General features: G+C 72.1%; 15 protein-coding genes. 10 read left to right on the top strand and 5 right to left on the bottom strand.

The annotated features are described in order from the left end of the window. Positions 1-314: 314 nt before the first annotated feature. Positions 315-3485: an MMPL family transporter gene (locus VFH10_RS04195; RefSeq protein ID WP_325126253.1), complete on the top strand. Its 3171-nt coding sequence runs from the start codon at positions 315-317 to the stop codon at positions 3483-3485. On the opposite strand, the gene VFH10_RS04200 is transcribed toward VFH10_RS04195, so the two are convergent. The 4 genes from VFH10_RS04200 to VFH10_RS04215 all read right to left on the bottom strand — a co-directional run bounded on the left by VFH10_RS04200 (position 3486) and on the right by VFH10_RS04215 (position 7312). After that, positions 3486-4586, bottom strand: coding sequence for an endonuclease/exonuclease/phosphatase family protein (locus VFH10_RS04200; protein ID WP_325126315.1), 1101 nt, complete (start codon positions 4584-4586; stop codon positions 3486-3488). A 185-nt stretch (positions 4587-4771) separates the two neighbouring features. Next, positions 4772-5635 carry a 3,4-dioxygenase subunit beta gene (locus VFH10_RS04205; RefSeq protein ID WP_325126255.1) on the bottom strand — a complete coding sequence of 288 codons (864 nt, stop codon included), beginning with the start codon at positions 5633-5635 and terminating at the stop codon, positions 4772-4774. 40 nt (positions 5636-5675) lie between these two features. Beyond that, positions 5676-6278, bottom strand: a complete 603-nt coding sequence (locus tag VFH10_RS04210) for a TIGR03086 family metal-binding protein (RefSeq protein ID WP_325126257.1) — start codon at positions 6276-6278, stop codon at positions 5676-5678. Next, positions 6278-7312: a sigma-70 family RNA polymerase sigma factor gene (locus tag VFH10_RS04215; protein WP_325126259.1), complete on the bottom strand. Its 1035-nt coding sequence runs from the start codon at positions 7310-7312 to the stop codon at positions 6278-6280. Before VFH10_RS04215 ends, VFH10_RS04210 begins: the two co-directional genes overlap by 1 nt. Positions 7313-7490: 178 nt before the next feature. Between VFH10_RS04215 and VFH10_RS04220 the strand changes: the two genes are divergently transcribed. The 8 genes from VFH10_RS04220 to VFH10_RS04255 all read left to right on the top strand — a co-directional run bounded on the left by VFH10_RS04220 (position 7491) and on the right by VFH10_RS04255 (position 15854). Beyond that, positions 7491-9383, top strand: coding sequence for a penicillin-binding transpeptidase domain-containing protein (locus tag VFH10_RS04220; RefSeq protein WP_325126261.1), 1893 nt, complete (start codon positions 7491-7493; stop codon positions 9381-9383). Between the two features lie 135 nt (positions 9384-9518). Then, positions 9519-10049, top strand: coding sequence for a TasA family protein (locus tag VFH10_RS04225; RefSeq protein WP_325126263.1), 531 nt, complete (start codon positions 9519-9521; stop codon positions 10047-10049). 79 nt (positions 10050-10128) lie between these two features. After that, on the top strand, positions 10129-10695 hold the full coding sequence (locus VFH10_RS04230; RefSeq protein ID WP_325126268.1) for a signal peptidase I: 567 nt from the start codon (positions 10129-10131) through the stop codon (positions 10693-10695). A 3-nt stretch (positions 10696-10698) separates the two neighbouring features. Continuing rightward, a complete protein-coding gene (locus VFH10_RS04235; protein ID WP_325126270.1) occupies positions 10699-12453 on the top strand; it encodes an Ig-like domain-containing protein in 1755 nt (584 codons plus the stop codon). Beyond that, on the top strand, positions 12453-12836 hold the full coding sequence (locus tag VFH10_RS04240) for a hypothetical protein (protein ID WP_325126272.1): 384 nt from the start codon (positions 12453-12455) through the stop codon (positions 12834-12836). The genes VFH10_RS04235 and VFH10_RS04240 overlap by 1 nt, the downstream gene beginning before the upstream one ends. A gap of 29 nt (positions 12837-12865) precedes the next feature. Continuing rightward, a complete protein-coding gene (locus VFH10_RS04245) occupies positions 12866-13576 on the top strand; it encodes a response regulator transcription factor (protein WP_325126274.1) in 711 nt (236 codons plus the stop codon). After that, positions 13569-14825 carry a HAMP domain-containing sensor histidine kinase gene (locus VFH10_RS04250; RefSeq protein ID WP_325126278.1) on the top strand — a complete coding sequence of 419 codons (1257 nt, stop codon included), beginning with the start codon at positions 13569-13571 and terminating at the stop codon, positions 14823-14825. The genes VFH10_RS04245 and VFH10_RS04250 overlap by 8 nt, the downstream gene beginning before the upstream one ends. 48 nt (positions 14826-14873) lie before the next feature. Beyond that, positions 14874-15854: a hypothetical protein gene (locus tag VFH10_RS04255; RefSeq protein WP_325126279.1), complete on the top strand. Its 981-nt coding sequence runs from the start codon at positions 14874-14876 to the stop codon at positions 15852-15854. A gap of 77 nt (positions 15855-15931) precedes the next feature. Here the strand turns inward: VFH10_RS04255 and VFH10_RS04260 are convergent, their stop codons facing one another. Continuing rightward, positions 15932-17830, bottom strand: a complete 1899-nt coding sequence (locus VFH10_RS04260; RefSeq protein ID WP_325126281.1) for a bifunctional metallophosphatase/5'-nucleotidase — start codon at positions 17828-17830, stop codon at positions 15932-15934. A gap of 274 nt (positions 17831-18104) precedes the next feature. Between VFH10_RS04260 and VFH10_RS04265 the strand changes: the two genes are divergently transcribed. Then, positions 18105-18638, top strand: coding sequence for a YbaK/EbsC family protein (locus tag VFH10_RS04265; RefSeq protein ID WP_325126284.1), 534 nt, complete (start codon positions 18105-18107; stop codon positions 18636-18638). Positions 18639-18650 lie beyond the last annotated feature (12 nt).

An 18650-nucleotide genomic window follows, 5' to 3' on the forward strand; every position in this document is an offset into this window, starting at 1 on the left:
CGTCGTACCGCACTCCCCGTGGCGATCTGCACGTTTCCGTGGTGAGTTCACTGCGGGAAGCGGGCAATTCACTGGGGACCCAGTGAATTTGCCCCCACCCCCGGGCCCGATTTGGCGGGCTCCGCCCGGGTCTGTCCGGGGCCGTCCTGGCCCTCCGTGGTCCGCTCGGGGGAGGGAAATCTGGCCCCTTTGCGAGGCGGCCCCGCCACTAGACTCGACCGGGTCCCGCACCTTCCCAGGAGTCGTTCCCAGGAGTTCGAGTGGGCAGAGCGCTCCACGGTCTCGGGATGATCTGTGCTCGGGCTCCTTGGCTTGTGCTCGCGGTCTGGGGGCTGCTGATCGCCGCGCTCGTCGGGGTGGTGCTGACCTACGGCACCGAGACCGGCAACGACCTTCAGCTTCCTGGCACCGAGAGCCAGCAGGTCCAGGACCTGCTGACCGAGCGCTTCCCGCCGCAGCAGAACGGCACCAACCCGATCGTGTTCCACGTCGACAGCGGGAAGCTCTCCGACCAGGACAACAAGGACGCCGTCAAGTCCTCGGTCCAGGCGATCAGGAAGGCACCGCACGTCTACAGCGCCACCGGACCGTTCGGCAGCGCCGGGCAGACCGCGGGCCTGGTGTCGGACGACGGGCGGACGGCGTTCGTGCCGGTGCTGCTCGACGTCGGGTCCGGCGACCTGGACGAGGAGACCGCCCAGGCCGTGCTCGACGCCACCCAGCCGGCCCAGGCGGCGGGAATCCAGGTCGCGGCCGCGGGGTCCATCGGGTCCGAGCTCTCGGCCGAGCCGACCGAGAGCAGCGAGCTCGTCGGCATCCTGTGCGCGATGCTCATCTTGACCCTCGTGCTCGGCAGCCTGGTCGCGATGGGCCTGCCGATCGTCACCGCCGCGGTCGGGCTGGGGATCGCGCTCGCGCTGGTCGGACTGCTCGGTCACCTCGTCGCCGTACCCGACACCGGCGCCACCCTCGCCACCATGATCGGGCTGGGGGTCGGGATCGACTACGCGCTGTTCCTGATCACGAGACATCAGGAGAACCTCGAGGCCGGGATGCCGGTGCACGAGTCGATCGCCCGCGCGGTGGCGACCTCGGGCAGCGCCATCGTGTTCGCCGGCGGCACGGTCGTGGTCGCGCTCGTCTCGCTGCGGGTCGCCGGCATCCCGCTGCTCTCCACCCTCGGCCTCGCCTCGGCCATCGCAGTGCTCACCGCCGTGCTGGCCGCCATCTCGCTGATGCCGGCCCTGCTCGGTCTCCTCGGCAGGCGCGTCAACGCGGTGTCGATCAGGAAGCTGCTGCCGCATCGCGAGGGCCCCGGCATCTGGACGCGGTGGGCGGGCTTCATGAGCCGGCATCCGTTGCTGGTCACGCTCGCGTCGCTGGCCGTCCTGGCGCCGCTGATCGTGCCGGCGCCGTCGCTGGAGTTCGGGCAGGAGGACATCGGCGCCACGCCCCTCGACTCGACCGAGCGGCAGGCCTACGACCTGATCACGCCGGCGTTCGGGGCCGGCTACAACGGTCCTCTCCAGGTCGCCTCCCGCCTCGACCCGCCTGCCTCTCCGAGCGACGAGTACACCCAGAAGTACAACCGGGCGACGTCGCTCCAGCAGGACCTCGAGCGACTCTCGAAGCAGCTGCCGCAGGAGCAGGCTCAGCTCGAGGCGCAGCAGGCGTCGTTGGAGTCGCAGCAGGCACAGCTCGAGGCGGAGCAGCAACAGCTGCTGGCCCAGCAGCAGTCGCTCGAGCAGCAGGGCGCGACCCTCCAGTCCGAGGGCGCGGCGCTCCAGACCCAGCAGACCCGGTTGGAGAACCAGGCCGCGCAGCTGCGCAGCCAGGAGGCGCAGCTGCGGGCGGAGCAGCGCCGGCTGGAGCGCGAGCAGGCCCGCCTGCAGGCGCGCGCCGACCGGCTGCGGAACCAGGCCCGCCGCCTCGTCCGCGAGGCGCGTCCGATCGTCCGGGAGCTGGCCAGGCTCGCGGTGCGTGAGCGGGTGCTGGTACGCCGGATCGAGGAGCTCGCCGACGACCCGGTGCGGGAGGCCCGGCTGACGGCACGGCTGCAGCGGGTGCGGGACCGGCAGGACCGGGACCGCGAGCGTCTGGTCCCCCTCGAACGCCGAGCCGAGCGGCTGGCGGCCCAGGGCCGGCGGCTCAGGACGCAGGCCGGACGGCTGCAGGCGCAGGCGAACCAGGCGCAGGCCCAGGCGAACCGGCTGCAGGCCCAGGGCCGTCAGCTGCAGGCCGAGGCCGTAGCGCTGGAGCGGCAGGCCGACCAGCTCCAGGCCCAGGCCGCGACGCTGGACCGGGAGCGGGCCGCCCTCGAGAGCGAGGCCGCCGACCTGCAGGCGCAGGCCGACCAGCTGCAGGCCCAGGGCGCGGCGCTGCAGCAGCAGGCCGACGAGCTGAAGGCCGAGCAGCAGAACGCCGAGCAGGAGAAGAAGGAGGCCGAGCAGCTCCAGGACGAGCTGACCACGATGCTCACCCAGGCCGGCGGGGACGACCGAAACACCGACACCCGGGTGGTCAGGCTGCAGAACCAGCTCTCCGCCACGGACGGCGTCGCCGAGCTCACCCCGCCGCAGACCAACAAGCGCGGCGACGTGGTGCTGTTGTCCGCCGTACCCACGTCCGCCCCCGCGACCGATGCGACGTCCGACCTGCTGGCGGACGTGCGCGACGACGTGGTGCCGGCGGCGACGTCCGAGGGCGGGATCACGTCGTACGTCGGCGGCTACACCGCGTCGTACGTCGACCTCGCGACGCTGATCTCCCGGAAGCTGCTGCTGGTCATCGGGACGATCATCCTGCTCGGGTTCCTGCTGTTGATGATCGCCTTCCGCTCCCTGCTGGTGCCGCTCCAGGCCGCGGTCACCAACGTGCTCTCGGCGGCCGCGGCGTTCGGGATCCTCACCGCGACCTTCCAGTGGGGCTGGGGCATCGACCTGGTCGGGATCGACACGGTCCGGGACACGGTGCCGATCGCGAGCTACGTGCCGTTGATGATGTTCGCGGTGCTGTTCGGTCTCTCGATGGACTACGAGGTCTTCCTGGTCAGCCACATCCAGATGCACCACCTGGGCGGTGAGCCGGCGCGCCGGGCGGCGGCATCGGGTCTCGCGTCGGCGGGCCGGATCACGACCGCCGCCTGCCTCATCATGACCTCGGTCTTCGCGAGCTTCGTCCTCAACGGTGACCCGACGATCAAGCAGTTCGGAGTCGGGCTCGCGAGTGCGGTGCTGCTCGCCGGGATCCTCGTGGTGACGCTGGCGCCGGCGTCGATCGCGCTGATGGGGGAGGCGGCGTGGTGGCTGCCGAGATGGCTGGACCGGTTCCTGCCGCACGTCGACATCGAGGGCAAGGGCAGCGCACCGGAGGCGGAGCCAGAACCGGAACCAGAGCCTGAGCCGGCGCCGCCGACAGCGTCCCCGGCACCGGTCGGCAGGCATGCGGCGGTCGACGTGCCGCAGAACCCGGTCGCCGAGGGCTGACTACTCGCTCGCGGGGGGCAGACCGTCCTGGCCGTCGAGCGTGGCGGTCGCCCGGATCATCGGGTGGTCGCTGGTGCGGCGCACCATCGGGCCCTCGTCGCGCACGTAGTTGCTGAACTCCACCATCTGGTGGCCGAAGATCCAGTCCACGGGCATCGGGTACGGCGGCGGGTTGCAGCCGCCGTCGTTGCTGCCGCCGTTGGCCGCGACCATCGGGGCGCCGCCGGTCATCCGGCAGAAGTAGGCCTCGCGGTCGTTCATGTCTCCGGTGATGAACACCGGGTAGCCGGAGTCGTTGACCAGCTGGTTGACGAGCGCCACCTCGCGGGCCGCCGCGGCGGCCCGGTGCCGGTCGTTGTTTCCGCGTTTGGAGTTGGTGGCCGGGTTGTGGAAGTTGGCCACCCAGATCCTCCGGCCCGTCTCGTTGTGCTCGAGGAGGACGTAGGGCATCGGGCGCAGGTTGCCGCCGAAGTAGGGGATCGGCACCGTCCGGGCGTCGACCAGGGTCCACTCCGAGGTCCGCCAGGCGATGGAGTTGTCGACGCCCAGCGGGCCCGCGGCGAGTCCCGGGAACACGTTGAAGGCGCCGCCGGCGGCACCGAGGAAGGAGCGGTACTGGTCGGGCTGGAGCTCCTGGAAGCCGACCACGTCGACGCCGTGCAGGTTGAGGAGCTGTGCCGCGGTGCGGACCCGGGAGACCCCGGAGGCCATCCTGGACTTGCCGGTCGTGTGACTGCTGCCGAGCACGTTGAACGAGCTGATCACGAGCTGGGCCGCATCCGGGAGCTGGGCCTCGAGCTCCTCGGCGCGCTGGGCGAGCAGCTGCTCGCGGGACATCTTCTTGATGGTCACCCCGCGGGCGACCTTCTGCTCCTCGGGAGCGCGGCTGATCGTCGTCTGCGCCTCGGCCGTGGCCTCCGGCGGCGCCGTCGACTCGGACTGCGTCGGGGTGCCGGGGTCCGACGTGGGCCGCTCGAGGTCGCGCGGCTGGGACGCCGCGGCCCCGGTGAGCCGGGGGTTGTCGCCTGTCGGGCTCACCGGCTGGAAGGAGATGCCAAGCGCCACCACGACGGTCGTGGTGGCGGAGGCGTAAGCGAGCATGCTCACGCGACTTGGCGTCCGTAGCATCGAACAACCGTACCCCGACGCCGACACGCCCACGCGGCGGTTGTCGACATCCGTGCAGGTCAGCGGCCTGTCGACGGTCACCCAACGTGAGCGGTCTCACGGTCGCGGCACGTGCCGTCGACTTGCCGGATCCCCGCCGTCACGTCGCTGCGGTGGTCTCAGACCCCGATCGTCAGGGCCGCGACGTAGCCGTTCCTGGCGTCCCCTGACATCGTCGCCAGCTGTTGCACCGCGTCGTCGTCGGCGAACACCATGTCGGAGGTCAGGCTGGTGCCGGCGAGGGTGTCGACGCTTGCCTCGTAACCGGGGGTCCCGTACGCCGCGGCGCAGGCCTCCTCCGGCAGCGCGATCTGGGAGGTCTTGACGATCGGCCCCGACGCGACGGCGTCGTCGAGCCCGGCGTACACCTCGAAGTGGACGTGCGGCCACCGGCCCGGGTAGCAGCCGGGGAAGACCGACACGAACTCTGCCGTGCCGCCGTCGTCGGTCTCCTGGACCCCGCGCAGGTAGTTCTCCCCCTCGTGGCCCGGGCTGTACAGCGAGTAACCGCCGTCGGCCGTGCAGTGCCAGACGTAGATCGCCGCACCGGGCATGGCCTTCCCGGTCGCCGCGTCGCGCACGGTGATCCGGACGGTGAGCGGTACGCCGTCGGCCCGCGTCGTGGAGCTCCCGAAGGACGAGCGGATGTCGGTGCGGACGATGCCGGAGTCGTCCAGGACGTTCGGGCCGTTGGACCCGTCGCCCGGGAACGGGCCCCCGGTCTCGTCCGGTACCTCGGACAGGTCGCGGGCACCTGCCGACTCCGCCGCGGACGCCGATGCCCGTGCGGGCGACGCGGGATCGGGATTCCCGGTGCAGGCGGCCAGCAGCGCGGTCGCGCCGATCCCGCCGAACAGCCCGAGCACCCGCCGCCGGTCGACGAGCGTGCCGATGTCGTAGACGAGTCCGCGGTCCTCTTCGGGCAGCGGTACGCCGTCGCGGTCGAGCCAGCGCGGATCCGAGGCGGCCGGGCGTCGTGTCATGGGTCGAGCGTGCTCCCGGCGACTGACGGGAGCCAGTGATTCACCTGAGTGTTTTCTGTGTCCGCCCGAGGAAGGCGAGCAGACGGTCCGAGCCGGTCGCGGTCGGTGGGAGGTCGAACGGGGCCGCGAAACGACCGGGGCGGTCCTCGGCACGCACGACCAGCGGGGCGACCGCGAGCAGTGTCTCCGCCAGCGACTCGGGGAGCGGGCGGTCCTCGCCGCACGCCTGCGCGACGTCCCAGCCGTGCACGGCGATCTCCAGTGCCCCCGCCGCGGCGAGCACGGTGGTGTCGAGGTCGTGCCCGAGGACGGACACGACCGGGCGACCGGGCTCGTTGGCCCAGGCGCCGAGGAGACGGCAGGCCCGGGCGCGCAGCGATGTCGCCAGCAGCGCGGGCTGCTCGTCGGCGGGCCCGTCCGGGGCGACGTACCCGGACTCGGCCGCCTCGCTGAACGCGGCCAGGGCGTCGTCCATGTGCCGCAGCAGCCGGACCAGGTCCCAGTCCGCGCACGGGGTCGGGGCGTCGGGGGCGGCCCGGGGCAGCAGCGCGAGGCTGGCCCGGGTGTAGGCAACCGCCCGCTCCAGCAGGGCGGGTGCCTCCAGCAGCGCCGCCCCGAGGACGGCGCCGGCCGAGGCGGACATCAGACCGCGGGGACGGGGTCGGCCGTCGGCTCGGCGTAGTCGGCGGGGAGCCGCTCCGGCAGTCCGAACTTGGCGAACAGGGTCGTCTCGAAGAACGCCGCGACGTGCTGCACGCCGCCCTTGCCCAGGGTGAGCACCTGCAGGTGGAACGGGGTGAAGCTGCCGTCGTCCTGGCGCATGTAGAGCCCGAACGCGGGCTGGCCGTTGGCCCACGTGGACAGCATCGGCATGTCGTGCCTGTCACCGGGGCACTGGGTGTCGACGAGGCGGCCGATGTTGTCGTTGCCCTGGTACCACCCGGCGAACGGGGGCATCTCCCAGATCGCGTCGCGGGTCAACATCGACACGATCGCGTCGATGTCCTTGTCCCAGAACGCCTGCACGTAGCGCTCCAGCAGCTCCCGCTGCTCCGGGGTCGGCTCGCCGACGGTCTCCTCGCTGGCCTTCACCTTCTCCATCTGGGCGTGCGCCCGCTGGAGCGCGCTGTTGACCGCCGCGGTGCTGGTCTCCAGAGCCTCGGCGACCTCGGCCGCCTTCCACCGCAGCACGTCGCGCAGGATCAGCACGGCCCGCTGCCGGGCGGGCAGGTGCTGCAGGGCGGCCACGAACGCGAGCCGGATGCTCTCCCGGGTCTCGGCGGCCGCCTCCGGCCCGGTCACCAGCGCATCGGGGACCGGCTCCAGCCAGGGCACCTCGCCGCGCTCGTCGAGCGGGTCGCCGGCGGTGCTGCCGGGTTGGCCGAGACCGGTGGGCAGCGGGCGGCGGTCCTTGCCCTCGAGAGCGGTCAGGCAGACGTTGGTGGCGATCCGGTAGAGCCAGGTGCGCACCGACGACCGGCCCTCGAACGAGTGGTAGGCGCGCCAGGCCCGCAGGTAGGTCTCCTGCACCAGGTCCTCGGCGTCATGAACCGAGCCGGTCATCCGGTAGCAGTGCGCGAGCAGCTCTCGGCGGTACTGCTCGGCGGACGAGGGGAACTCCTCGTCGGGCGCGGCCGCCTGCGCTGGTACGGACTGTGTGGGTGCCTCGGTGCTCATCGGTTCTCCCGGAACTCTGGCAGGTCGCCCCCACCCTAGGACGGAACGGGACGCGGCGGAACGCCGTCGTACCGCCTCACCGTGCAGACCGGGTCCGGCAGCAGAACTCATCGCAATGGCCTCGACATCCTGGGCGGGGTTCTTTGACTCGGCGCGGCCCGGGTGGTCGGATCATCCGGTGAGACGACCCGGGGGACGCCTTCGGCTGCTGGCCGCCGTTGCGCTGCTGTGCAGTGCCGTTACTGCTTGTACGTCGGACGACGGGCCGGCACCCGCCGACACGGCCGCCGCGCTCGCGGATGCCCTGACCCGTGGCCGCCTCGACGCGGCACTGTTCGCGGGGGCGCCCCCCGTGGGTCCGGGGAGGGCGGCGCAGCGGGCGTGGGAGCGGGCCACCGACGGCATGGGTGAGGCGGAGGTCGAGGTCAGGGCGGGTGACGTCACCGAGGACGAGGACGGCGGGACGGCGACCGCGATCCTCACCTACACCTGGGACCTCCCCCGGACCGAGGAGACCTGGGAGCACGAGGGCACGGCCCGGCTGGTCGAGGCCGAGGACGGCACCTGGACGGCCCGGCTCGAGCCGGCGCTGTTCGGGCTGCGCGCCGGCGAGCGGTTCGACCTGAGCACGACCAGCGCCGCACGGGCCGGGATCCTCGGCGCGGGCGGCGAGGAGATCGTGAGGGAACGGCCTGTCCTCCGGTTCGGTGTCGACAAGGCGCAGGTCGACGAGGCAGGACAGGCGGACGCCGCCCGGTCCCTCGCGGCCCTCGTCGACGTCGACGCGGCCGCGCTGGTGAAGCGGGTCGAGACGGCCGGCGAGAACGCCTTCGTCGAGGCGATCGTGCTTCGCGAGGAGGAGGCGAGCCGCGAGCTGGCGGCGATCGACGGGATCGACGGCGCCGGTGCGGTGCAGGACACCCTGCCGCTGGCCCCGACAAGGGAGTTCGCCCGGCCGATCCTGGGCACCGTCGGTCCGGTGACGGCCGAGATCGTCGAGGAGTCGAAGGGCGGTTACGAAGCGGGCGACGAGGCCGGGCTCTCCGGCCTGCAGGCGCGCTACGACGAACGGCTGCGGGGTACGCCGGGGCTGGAGGTCGCCGCGGTGAAGGGTGACCGGCGCCGCGCCCTGTTCGCGACCGACCCGGTGCCCGGCGAACCGCTGGCCACCACGCTCGACGTCGACCTGCAGGCCGCCGCCGAGCGGATCCTCGCCGACGTCGGTCCCGCCGCGGCGCTGGTCGCGATCCGGCCGTCGAACGGCGACATCCTCGTGGCGGCCAGCGGCCCGGGCTCCGGGGGGCTGAACACCGCCACCTTCGGCCAGTACGCCCCCGGCTCCACGTTCAAGGTGGTGAGCAGCCTCGCGCTTCTGCGATCCGGGCTCGACCCGACCAGCCCCGTGGAGTGCCCGACGGCGACGGTCGTCGATGGCAAGCGGTTCGAGAACTACGACGACTACCCGGCCGGCGCCAACGGGCGGATCACGCTGGCCGACGCGGTCGCGAACTCCTGCAACACCGCGTTCATCGACGCCCGCGACCGCGCCGACGACGTCGCCGGGGCGGCCGCCGCCCTCGGCCTGGGCGTCGACCACGACCTCGGCTTCCCGGCCTACTTCGGCTCCGTGCCGGAGCCCGAGTCCGAGACGTCACGAGCCGCGGCCATGATCGGCCAGGGCCAGGTGCTGGCGTCCCCGATGGCGATGGCGGCGGTGATGGCGTCGGTGGCGGAGGGGCGCACCGTCGTACCACGGCTGCTGCCGGACCAGCCGGCCGACGACGTCGATCCCGGGCAACCGCTGACCGCGGGCGAGGCGGCCACGCTGAGACGGCTGCTGCGCGGCGTGGTGACCGGAGGCAGCGGCACCGCCCTCCTCGACGTACCCGGCCCGCCCGTGATCGCCAAGACCGGCACCGCCGAGTTCGGCGACGAGCAGCCGCTGCAGACGCACGCGTGGATGGTCGGCGCCCAGGGCGACCTGGCGGTTGCGGCCTTCGTCGAGGTGGGCGAGTCCGGCTCGCGCACCGCCGGGCCGCTGCTCGAGGAGCTCCTGCGCGCTGCCCGGTAACGGTGCGAACCGGGCCGTTCCGGACGGTGTTACCCAAATGTGGAAGTGCTGAGCATTCCGGGTTACCCGGGCGTGGTCGAGGCCTCCCTACCTTCGTAGTCACAGGCTGAAACCACGAACTGGGAGACCCTCACCATGAACGGCACCACCTCACGCAAGGTCCTCGTTCCGCTGGCCACCTTGCTGGCCGCCGGCGCCGTCGCGGTCGGCTCCGGCGCGACGTTCTCGTCGCAGAGCGCCAACGCCGCGAGCACCGTCACCTCGGGCACCCTGCTGCAGTCGAACAGCAAAGCGGGCGCCCAGATCTTCGGGCTCAGCAACCTCAAGCCGGGCGACGTCGTCAACGGCTCCGTCGTCATCAAGAACACCGGCACGCTGCCGGGCACCTTCACCCTCCGCGAGACGTCGTCGGCGAACGCGTTCGACGCCGACATGCTGAAGCTGACCATCACGGACGGCGCCAAGACGCTCTACACCGGCAACTTCGGCGGCCTCGCCGACAACGAGCTCGTCGACCTCGGCCAGTACGCCGCCGGTGCGTCGAAGACCTACACCTTCTCCGTGGCTCTCGACGCGACCGCGCCCAACACCCAGCAGGACAGGACGGCCAGCGCGTCCTACGAGTGGGTCGCCACCCAGCTCGACGGCGGGACCACGAACCAGTAACACCCGCCTCCCAGTCCCCCTGGCAGGGGTCCTCCCCCGAGCCCCTGCCAGGGTCCTCCTCACTCGAAGGTCGGCCCCCATGTCCGCTGCCATGCGCCTGCCCCACTTCCTGGGCAACGCCGTGATCGCGCTCGTGATCGTCGGGTCCCTCGCGTTCATGCTGCCGAGCCTGCTGGGCTACGAGCGCTACGTGATCACCGGCGGCTCGATGGCGGGCACCTTCGAGATCGGCTCCGTCGTGTTCGAGGAGCCGGTGCCGGTCGAGGACCTCCGGGTGGGCGACGTGATCACCTACCTGCCGCCCGCCGAGGCCGGCATCGACAACCTGGTCACGCACCGGATCCACAGGATCCGGCAGACCGCCGAGGGCGAGACCGTCTACCGCACCAAGGGCGACGCCAACGCGGACGTCGACCCGTGGACGTTCCGCCTCGAGTCCGACCGGCAGCCGCGGATGTCCTTCGCCGTACCGGCGGTGGGACACGTGTTCATCGCGCTCGCGGACCGGGCCACGCGGATCGTCGTGACCGGCCTGCCGGCCGCGCTGGTCGCCCTCGCCAGCCTGGTGCAGCTGCTCCGCGCCCTGCGCCCCGCACCCGGCCCGACCGGCGGCGCCCGCCCCGCCGTGACCACGCGGAGCGCCTGAGCCGTGAGCACCTCCGGACTCCGTCTGCTCGCCGCCGCCGGCCTCGTCCTGGTGGCGGCCGGCGCGGCTGGCCTCTCCTCGGCGACCTTCACCTCCACCACGACCGCCCAGGTCGGTGTCACCTCTGCCGCGGACTGGACCGCCCCCACCGTGGCCGTGACGAGCCCCGGGACCGTGAGCGGCACCGCCTTGCTCACCGCCACCGCCGCCGACCAGCACGGCGCGGTCGCGAGCGTGACGATCCAGCGCTTGGTCGCCGGCGCCTGGACCCCGCTGTGCACCGACGCCACCGCGCCGTACACCTGCTCCTGGGACACCACGACCGTCGGCGACGGGGCCCACCAGCTGCGTGCCGTCGCCGTCGACACCGCCGGCAACTCCGCGGCCTCGGCCACCGCCACCGCCACCGTCGCCAACGCCGCCTCCGTGACCCTCGGAGCGCTGGCCGAGAACGTGCGGGGCAGCGTCGTGCTGAGCGCGTCCGTCGTGGCCCCTGCATCCGCCTCGGTCAGCCTGAAGATCCAGTACGCACCGGCCGGTACGACGAGCTGGACCGACGTCTCCGGGTGCACGACCACGGCCCGGACGCTCAGCTGCACCTGGAACACCGGACAGCTCGCCGACACCTACGACGTGCGGGCCCGGGCCGTCGTCGGCGGCCAGGAGGTCGTGGATGTGCTGGCGGACGTCGTCGTCGACAACGCTGCGCCGAGCGTCGTCCTGACCGTGCCGTCCGGCACCCTCTCCGGGACGGTCGTCCTGGCCGCGACGGCGGCCGACGCGGTCTCGGGCGTGGACACCGTCGCCTTCCAGTACGCACCGGCCGGCTCCCAGTCGTGGACCACGCTCTGTGCCGACGAGGACGAGCCCTACAGCTGCGACTGGCGAACCGCATCGGTGGCCGACGGGAGCTACGCCGTGCGCGCGGTCGGCACCGACCTCGCCGGCAACACCACCCTCACCTCGGCCCAGCAGCGCACGGTGAACAACACCGTGTCCAGCGTCTCCGTGACCAACCCCGGCGGCACGGTCAGCGGCACCGTCACCTTGGGCGCCGACGCGGCCTCGACCAAGGGCGTCAAGAACGTGGCGCTCCGGTGGGCACCGCCCGGGACCTCTACGTGGACGACGATCTGCACCGACGCCACCGCGCCGTACTCCTGCTCGTGGGACACCACCACCGCGACGCCCACCACCGCGGGCTTCGACCTGCAGGCGGTGCTGACCGACGGCGACAACGGCACGGTCTTGTCGTCGAAGGTCACGGTGACCGTCGACAACCGCCCGCTGCGGGCGCTGGACGTCCAGACCGTCGACGGCATTGCGCCGGGCAGGATCCAGCCGGGCGACCAGCTGGTGCTCACCTACAGCGCCGTCGTCGACCCGGCCACCGTGGTCGCCGGCTGGGACGGGACCGGCAGCCGCGCGCTGACCATCGACCTGAACCAGACCGCCAAACAGGACACGCTCGGCTTCACCGGGGCGAACCTCGGCCAGGTCGCCCTGTTCCGGGACCTCGTCTCCAAGAACCTCACGTCCGCCGGCTTCGTCACGCACACGGTGAGCACGACCGGAGGCGTGAGCCGCAGCGTCGTCACGGTGACCCTCGGGGCCGTCTCGGACCCGGCCGCACTGAAGACGGCTTCGGGGAAGGCGCACATGGTCTGGACCCCGTCGACGTCCGTGCGGACTCCCGCGGGAGCCGCGTGCGCCGCCACGCCGGTCACCGAGACCGGCACCAAGGACAAGGACTTCTGATGGCCGAACGAGCCCGCTCCGTGCGCTCGCCGCTCACGGTGGTGGCCAGCACCGTCCTCGGGCTGGTGTTCCTGCTGCGGCTGCCGGACCTGGCCCAGGCGGCCGGATACCTCGCGGTGGTCGGTGCGGGCATCGCGGTGGTGTCGCTCGCGGCGGCCGTCCGGACCCTCGCCGGTCGCATCGACGGGCGCGTCCTCGCCGCCGGGGCGGCGGCCGTCGCGTTCGTCGGCCAGGCGCTCAACGCCCTCGTCGGGCTGCCGGCGGCTCAGGAGCTCCGCGGAGACATCGGGTGGGCCGGTGCCGTGGCACTGGTCTGCGAGATCGTCATCGCCTTCCTCGGCGTGCGAGACCTCCGGGGCACCAAGAAGCCGGCGCGGACGTGACGACGGAAGAGTTGACTAATCTGTCCCTTATGCCGGGAACCGTGCTGGTCGTGGAGGACGACGACGGCATCGCGGCACCCCTGCTGCGCACCCTCCAGCGCGAGGGGTACGACGCGGTCCGGGTCGCCGAGGGAGAGCCGGGCGTCGAGCGCACCCGCGCCGGCGACGTCGGGGTGGTGATCCTCGACCTCGGCCTCCCCGACATCGACGGCCTCGACGTGTGCCGCCGCATCCGGGAGTTCGACCCACGCGTCGGCATCCTGATCCTCACGGCCCGCGACGGCGAGCTCGACCGCGTGGTCGGCCTCGACGTGGGAGCCGACGACTACCTCGCCAAGCCGTTCGGACTGGCGGAGCTCCTCGCGCGGGTGCGCGCGCTGATGCGGCGGGCGACGCCGGTCGCCGAGCCGCGGCCCACACCCGCACCGGACGCCGACGGGACGGCAGCGCTCCGGGTCGACCCGCGCTCCCGTCGCGTGTTCGTCGAGGACCGCGAGGTGGCGCTGACGTCGAAGGAGTTCGACGTGCTGGCGATGCTGGTGGAGGCGCCGGGCGAGGTCGTTACCCGCGGGCGGCTGATGGACGAGGTCTGGGACGAGAACTGGTACGGCTCCACGAAGACGCTCGACGTCACTGTGGGCCGCTTGCGCCAGAAGCTCGAGGACGGCGACAGCCCGGCGCGCGTGGTCACCGTGCGTGGCGTCGGCTTCCGCATCGAGGGCGCCACCGCCGATGCGTGAGCGCATCGTCGGCGCCTTCGTGCTGCTGGCCCTCGGGATCCTCGTGGTGTTCTCGGTGGCCCGCGCCTACAGCCTGAACGACGTGGTCACCGCCGCGGAGGACCGCAAGCTGGAGCGGTCCGTCGTGCTGCTCGCCGAGCTGGTGGCCGCGCGGGAGAGCGCCGGGGCGCCCGTCGACGCGGCGTACCTCTCCCGGCACCTGAACGACGCCGAGCGGATCGACTACGTCGCCGCCGACGGGACCGAGGTCACGGCGACGGCCGCGGACTACCGGACAGCCGACCAGGAGTCCGACCTGTCCGAGTCGGCCCTGGTCGACGGCGGTGGCGAGGTCACGTTGCGACGGTCGGAGTTCCTGGTCGACGAGAGGGTGTCCAACGCGCTCACCCCCATCGTCGTGCTCGGCATGCTGCTGGTCGTGGTCTCGGCCGGGTTGGCCTACGCCGCCGCCGTGCTGCTGGCGCGGCCGTTCCAGCAGCTCGCCGGCTACGCGGTGGAGCTGGGTCGCGGCCGGTTCGACCTGGGCATCCCGCGCTACGACGTACCGGAGGCCGACACCATCGGGCGGGCCCTCGAGCAGAGCGCCGGCCAGCTGCACGACCTGGTGCAGCGCGAGCGGGAGTTCGCCTCCAACGTCTCCCACCAGCTGCGCACCCCGATCACCGCGCTGCGGCTCGAGCTCGAGGACCTGTCGCTCTGGCCGGAGACGCCGAGACCGGTCGCCGACGAGCTGACCCGTTCGCTGGCGCAGGTGGACCGGCTGCAGGCGACGGTCACCGACCTGTTGGACCTGGCGCGTGCCCGGCGGATCGGTCGTTCGGAGGATATCGACATGGCCCAGGTGGTGCGCGGGACGGTGGAGCGGTGGCGTCCCGCGGCGGGCACCCGCGACATCGCCCTCGCGGTCGCCGGCGAGGTGCACGCGCACCAGGCTCCGGGGCCGGTCGAGCAGGTGCTCGACGTGCTCGTCGACAACGCGCTGCGGCACGGGCGCGGCACCGTCACGGTGGCGCTCCTCGAGGAGAACCACCACGTCGACATCCGGGTCAGCGACCAGGGCCGGGACCGCCCCCGCGACGAGGTCTTCCACCGCAACGTCGGCAGTGCCGGACAGGGGCTGGGGATCGGCCTGACGGTCGCGGCGGAGATCGCCGAGGCTCTCGGTGGCCGGCTCACCCTGGCCGACGCCCCGTGCACCACGTTCCTGTTCCAGCTGCCACGCGGCACGGACTCCCGCAGCCAGAACTAGGTACGGCTACTCTGTCGCCCGCCTCCCTCGAAACGGGATCCTGGTGCCATGACCAGCACCAGAGCCTCCGCCGTCGTCGACGGCCTCGTCGGGGCCGGCCTGCTCGACCCGGCGCGTGCAGGCGAGGCCGAGACCGTCGTACGCAACGCCCTCGCCGACGAGCCGATGCCCGCCACCCCGCTACGACGGAGGATGGCTGAGATCGCCGGCTACGTCGGGGCCGCCTTCGTGGTCGGTGCCGCCTGGCTCTTCCTGAGCGAGACCTGGGACGAGCTCGGCCTCGGCGGTCAGGTCGGCCTGCTCCTGACGAGCGCGCTGGTGCTCGCGGCCGGCGGCCTCGTCCTGGCGCGTCCGGTCCGGCGCGCGGCGGACCCGAACGACGACATCCGCGGCCGGCTGGCCTCGGTGCTGCTCGCCGGTGCGGCGGCCTGCGCGGCGTTCGGGGTCGGTCTCTGGCTGGGCGACACCCTCAGCGAGCCCGATGTCGTGCTGCTGCTGGCCGCACTGACCGGCCTGGTCGCGGCGCTGGCGGGCTATGTCGTGATCCCCTCCCCGATCGGCCAGCTGGCCACCGCCGTCGCCGCCTTCGTCACGGTGACGGCGGGGCTGACGGCTCTGCCCTCCGACTCCACCAGCATCGTCCCGCTGGCGCTGAGCGTCCTCGGCCTCGGCGGGATCTGGCTGGTGCTCGCGGAGCGGCACGTCTGGCTCGAGCTCACCCTGGGCCGCGCGCTCGGCTGCGTGATCGCGTTCATCGGCGCCCAGTTGGCGATCGGCGACGCGCACTCCTGGGTCGCCTACGTCGCCACCGCCGCCCTCGGCGTGGTCGCGTTCGGGCTGTACGTCGGCACCCGGGCGTGGCCCTACCTGGTCACCGGCGTGCTGGCCGTGACGGTCGCGGTTCCCGAGGCGCTCTACGACTGGGCCGAGGGTTCGCTCGGAGCCGCAGGCATCCTGCTCGTCACCGGTGTCACGCTCCTGCTCGCGGCCCTCGCCGGGCTCCGGCTCCGGCAGGAGGTCGCCGGCTAGTCCTCGGCGGCCCCGACACCGGGCAAAGCAAGAGGGGGTGGCCCACCGGGCCACCCCCTCCTGTCATGCGGTGTGGATCAGTTCACCCTCGTGATGCGCGTCTCCGCCGTGGGGGTGTAGGGGTTGTTGGCGGCCAGGTGCGCCGCCAGGGCGTCGATGTCGAGCCCGCCGAAGAACTTGTTCGTCCCGGTGGCAAGCGTCGGCATGCCGTCGCCACCGTCGGAGAGGAACGAGTTCGCCACGACCCGGTAGGTCGCCGCCGGGTCGAGGTCCGCGTCGACCACGCCATCGCGGTTGGTGTCGACGCGAATCGGGCCGACGATGGCGTCGCCGGTACCCGCAGCCGCAGCGCGCGAGTAGGTGTACTGGAGCCCGGAGACCTGCAGGATCACGTTGACGGCCTCGTTGCGGCCGTTCCACTGGTCGTTGAGGACCGAACGGACCTGCGCACCCGTCAGGTCCATCGAGACCACGTAGTTGTTGAACGGCTGCACCGAGAACGCGGCCCCGTAGGTGACGTCACCCGCGGCATTCTCGACCAGGTTGGCGCGGATGCCGCCCGGGTTCATGAACGCGATCACCGGACGCGTGGCGCCCGTGGACGGGTCGAGCTTCTGGCTGTCCGCGATCAGGTTGCCGAGCGCGAAGTCCTCGCCGGCGGCGGTCGGGTTCTCCGTGTTGGCCGGGTCGGGAACCGGGGTGCGGGACAGACTCTGGTTCGGCGTCTCCGCCGGGGCCAGCTTGCCGAGCACCTTGTTCTCGATCGGCGCGACGAGGGTCTTGTAGCGCGCGATGAGCGCGGTCAGCGCCGAGTCGGCCGCCGTACCGTCGCTGTTGGTGACGATGTGGGTGATCGCGCGCGACTTGCCGCGGATCACCTCGCCGTTCTTGCCCTTCAGCTTGAGCCGGAGCTCGGTGATGGTCCGGCCCGTCGAGTAACCGCTGGTGACCAGCCGCTTCTTGCCGGCGGGGTCGAGCACGGTGCAGTTGTAGGGCAGGTGGGTGTGACCCTCGACGACCACGTCGATCTCGGGGTGCAGCGCCTTGGCGATGTCGATGCCGGGACCGGTCACCTGGTCGCAGCCGTTGGGCTCGGTGAGGCTGACCGGCACGCCGCCCTGGTGCAGCAGCACGACCATCGCGTTGACGCCGCGGTCACGCAGGCGGGGGACGAGCTTGTTGACGGTCTTGACCTCGTCCTTGAAGAACAGGCCCTCTACGCCGGCCTTGGTCACGATGTTGGGAGTGTCCTTGAGGGTCATGCCGATGAAGGCGACCTTCTGGCCCTGCACCTTCTTGATGTTGAACGGCGCGAGGATCGGCTTGCGGGTGTTCTCGAACTTCACGTTGGCCGCGAGGTACTTGAAGTCCGCGCCCTCGAACGGGTTCGCCGCGTCCGGGCAGGAGTTCTGGTTGTTGGCACCGGCGCCGTCGTTGAGGCACTTGCCCTTCTGCAGCCGCTTGATCTCGCGGTAGCCCTCGTCGAACTCATGGTTGCCCACGGAGGAGATCTGCAGGCCGATCTCGTTCATGGCCTCGATGGTCGGCTCGTCGTGGAAGGCCGCCGAGAGCAGCGGCGTCGCACCGACCAGGTCGCCGGCTGCCACCGTGAAGCTCTTCGCGCCGCGGTCGGCCGAGCTGGCGCGCAGCCGCTTGAGGTGGGTGGCGAGGTACTCCACGCCGCCCGCCGGGAAGTCGATGCTGCCCTTGAGGACCTCACCGGTCGACTGGCGGCCCGGCCGCGTGTCCGGGGGAACCGTCTCGAGCTGGCCGTGGAAGTCGTTGATCGCGAACAGGTCGACCTTGATCCGCTTCTTCTTCGCCTTCTTGGCCTTGTCCTTGCTCGGCGCCGAGGCGGTCGTCGAGGTCTCGTCGGCGGTGGCGCCCGACGTCAGCGCGAGCGGACTGGCGACGAGCGCGAGTCCGGCGGCGGCCGCGACGAGCGCGAGGCCGCGCTTTCTGGGTGTGGCTGGCAAGGTTCCCTCCGGGGTTCGTGAGCCCGGCTGCCCCGGTGGATGAGGCCGGAGACGTCGGGCTTGTCGTGCAGACGGAGCCCGAGTCGACCAGGTCGGGGACTGCTCTGTACCGAAGGCGAACATTCCGCCCTCCGGGCCCCCTCGAGCCAGATGCTTCGGCACCATAGCCCACAAACGGGACGATGTTGAGAGCCGATTACAACGATTCGTCTGCGATCTATGGGGTGTTTTCCGCGGGACGATCGCAGACGAATCGTTGCCTAGGGTGGGCGGCATGCAGCTCGGCTCCCTCGTCACCGTGCCCGCGCTCGACCGGCCCGACCTGCTCGCGCCCTCGGTGCGGGCCGCGCTCGGCACGTTGGCGACGGCAGAGCGCGTGGGGGTCGTCGAGATCGACCCGGACCTGGCGGACACGGCCGCCCTCACCGAGGCCTACGGCCTGCCGCTGGACGCGAGCGCCAACTGCGTCGTCGTCTCCGGCAAGCGTGCCGGCGATGAACGGGTCGCCGCCTGCGTCGTACGCGCCGACACCCGGGCCGACGTCAACAACCTGGTGAAGCGGCTGCTCGACGTGCGCAAGGCGTCGTTCCACCCGATGGAGCGGGCGGTCGAGGAGACCGGGATGGAGTACGGCGGCATCACGCCGGTCGGGCTGCCCGCCGGGTGGCGGCTGCTCGTCGACGCGGCCGTCGTCGACATCGACGTCGCGATCATCGGCAGCGGCGTACGACGGTCCAAGCTGCTGCTCCCCGGCCCGGCCCTCGCCGAGCTCCCCGGCGCCGAGGTCGTGACCGGCCTGGCCTCCTGACGCGCGCTCCCG

Origin of the sequence: Nocardioides sp., assembly GCF_035697785.1 — a bacterium.
GTDB lineage: Bacteria > Actinomycetota > Actinomycetes > Propionibacteriales > Nocardioidaceae > Nocardioides_B.

Bases quoted from the DNA above. Each gene is read 5' to 3' on its own strand.
- VFH10_RS04200 (WP_325126315.1), bottom strand. From the start codon at position 4,586: ATGCTCGCTTACGCCTCCGCCACCACGACCGTCGTGGTGGCGCTTGGC.
- VFH10_RS04205 (WP_325126255.1), bottom strand. From the start codon at position 5,635: ATGACACGACGCCCGGCCGCCTCGGATCCGCGCTGGCTCGACCGCGAC.
- VFH10_RS04210 (WP_325126257.1), bottom strand. From the start codon at position 6,278: ATGTCCGCCTCGGCCGGCGCCGTCCTCGGGGCGGCGCTGCTGGAGGCA.
- VFH10_RS04215 (WP_325126259.1), bottom strand. From the start codon at position 7,312: ATGAGCACCGAGGCACCCACACAGTCCGTACCAGCGCAGGCGGCCGCG.
- VFH10_RS04225 (WP_325126263.1), top strand. From the start codon at position 9,519: ATGAACGGCACCACCTCACGCAAGGTCCTCGTTCCGCTGGCCACCTTG.
- VFH10_RS04230 (WP_325126268.1), top strand. From the start codon at position 10,129: ATGTCCGCTGCCATGCGCCTGCCCCACTTCCTGGGCAACGCCGTGATC.
- VFH10_RS04240 (WP_325126272.1), top strand. From the start codon at position 12,453: ATGGCCGAACGAGCCCGCTCCGTGCGCTCGCCGCTCACGGTGGTGGCC.
- VFH10_RS04245 (WP_325126274.1), top strand. From the start codon at position 12,866: ATGCCGGGAACCGTGCTGGTCGTGGAGGACGACGACGGCATCGCGGCA.
- VFH10_RS04250 (WP_325126278.1), top strand. From the start codon at position 13,569: ATGCGTGAGCGCATCGTCGGCGCCTTCGTGCTGCTGGCCCTCGGGATC.
- VFH10_RS04255 (WP_325126279.1), top strand. From the start codon at position 14,874: ATGACCAGCACCAGAGCCTCCGCCGTCGTCGACGGCCTCGTCGGGGCC.
- VFH10_RS04265 (WP_325126284.1), top strand. From the start codon at position 18,105: ATGCAGCTCGGCTCCCTCGTCACCGTGCCCGCGCTCGACCGGCCCGAC.